Here is a 2,059-nt window from a genome sequence, read left to right as displayed (position 1 = left end):
CGTCGACGAGCACGATTCCCAGCAGCCGGCTGTCCCGGTACTCCCCCGCAGCCCAGGCCAGTGCGAATCTCTCTGCCGTCTGGAGGCCGTGATAGTGAGTGCGTGCCACAGCGAGAACGTTCATCGGCATACCGGGATACGAGGAGACGGGCCAGGCCCGGTGTCCTTCGCGGGCGGCCTCCCCCGGCAGATCCGCAGCCTGTTCACGGATCAGGCCCGCGATCGTCGAGGCTCCCGCGCCGCCGTGCAGTGCGATGACATACACGAGCGCACCAGGTGCCTCGGGGATCGTCGGGAAGACCTGCTCGAGCGGATGCGGAACCGACGGCGCAGACTCTGGCGTCGGCGGACCCACGAGTTCCTCGCCGCGCAGCTGGTCGACATCGGCGTCGCTCTGCTCGGCGCCGCGCACCCGATGGAACGGGTTAACGCGGGTCGTCGGTGTATCTGTCATCGAAGCCCCCCTCGTGTACAGGATCTAATGCGATCCTATAGTATCAAGGGTGAGTCAGATACGGGGGGTGGGAAAATGACGAAACCGTCATCTTATAGACGCCGAAACTCGCAGAATATGACGCGGAAGTCGAAAGTGCTTCGAGTCAGCACGGTCGCCATCGGCCTCATGCTCACGCTAACGGCATGCACGGACACGGCGCCCACTCCTAACCCCAGTCCGTCACCTACGGACACGGCGACGGTCCAGCCCGCTCCCACTAGCACCATCGCCCCGGACGCGCTCGATGACGGGGTGCGGGTGGCTGAGGAAGCCATGACCAGCTTCGCGAACCACAACCGCTCCTATGACGAGTGGTGGGCCGAGCTCTCTCCCATGCTCACCAACGACGCCCTGCTGGCCTACGAGGGCACAAACCCCGCCAGGGTTCGCCCCTCCCAGGTCACGGGCCCCGGTGTCGTCGCCAGTGCCCCGAACTTCAATCAGATGAGCGTGCTCGTGCCCACCGACGTCGGCCAGTACACGATCGAACTCATCCGTCAGGGAGACGGACACGGGAACGGCACGCCATCCTGGTTCGTGGACCGCCTCACTCCCCCGGCGGATCTGGGATGAAGGGCGCAGCCGCCGCCGTTTGCGGTGTCATCTGCATCCCGCTCATCGCGATCTTCGTCCTCATCGCCACGTCGTGCTCTTCCCTCCCCGGAGGGAAGTTCCCCACGATCGACTACGAGGTGAACATCGAGAACCTGCCCGTCGACGAGGTCGGCATCTGGAAGGGCGAGCAGCTGGTCAACGCGGCGATCATCATGAACGCCGCCACGGAGCTGAAGCTGCCCGTCAAGGCGCAGGTCATCGGCGTGATGACTGCTATGGGCGAATCGTCGCTGATCAACCTCAACCACGACGACGACGCCACCAACCCGGACGGCTCTATCGCGGACGGTGGCGGTCTCTTCCAGCAGCAGGTGTCCCAAGGGTGGGGAACCTGGGAGGAAGTCACGGATCCGGCGACGGCATCCCGCACCTTCCTGACCCGGCTGGCAGAGGTCGCCGGGTGGGAATCGATGGAGCCGAGCATTGCCGCCCACAAGGTGCAGGGCAACGACGACCCGTACCACTACGAGAAGTTCTATGAGGACGCCGTCGACGTCGTCGCCGCCCTCGCCGGAGTGAACATCGACCCCGGCAACGGAGCAGAGGCAGCCCAGTGCGCGAACCCGATCGGCAATAACGGCAACTTCCCGCCCGGGAAGAATCCCCCCGGCCAGTGGGGCGGTTTCGAGAACGGCCGCATCGACGAGAGCCTGCTCGCTCCCATCTCGTGGGCGTCGAACTACACCCTGCGCGGTGACGCCGTCGCCAGTCTGATCGCGATGAACAACGCCTTCCGGGCGGGAAGTTGCCGTTATTGCCGATCGGGTTCGCGCACTGGGCTGCCTCTGCTCCGTTGCCGGGGTCGATGTTCACTCCGGCGAGGGCAACATCGCGCTCGACCTGCTCGGCCACGCACGCTCCTTCCTGCACTATGCCGGCTCGTACGACGGCCGCAGCGAAGACGATCTCGCCTTCTTCCGCGACGAGCCCGAGTTCCGCTGCGCCTGG

Annotated in this window: 1 protein-coding gene and 2 pseudogenes; 2 read left to right on the top strand and 1 reads right to left on the bottom strand. The window is 65.4% G+C overall.

Annotation, left to right across the window (positions count from 1 at the left end; translation table 11 throughout):
• Window positions 1-454: pseudogene (locus tag KZA10_RS13335) on the bottom strand (hypothetical protein); the annotation flags it as partial.
• Window positions 455-754: 300 nt separating this feature from the next.
• Here KZA10_RS13335 and KZA10_RS13330 point away from each other — a divergent pair.
• Window positions 755-1,069, top strand: coding sequence for a hypothetical protein (locus tag KZA10_RS13330; RefSeq protein ID WP_218683119.1), 315 nt, complete (start codon window positions 755-757; stop codon window positions 1,067-1,069).
• An 864-nt stretch (window positions 1,070-1,933) separates the two neighbouring features.
• Window positions 1,934-2,059: pseudogene (locus KZA10_RS13325) on the top strand (Phenylacetic acid catabolic protein); the annotation flags it as partial.

This window comes from Microbacterium sp. BF1 (genome assembly GCF_019279095.1).
GTDB lineage: Bacteria > Actinomycetota > Actinomycetes > Actinomycetales > Microbacteriaceae > Microbacterium > Microbacterium maritypicum.
The sequence above is the reverse complement of the archived record's forward strand: the minus strand, read 5'-3'. Positions and strand labels throughout refer to the sequence as shown.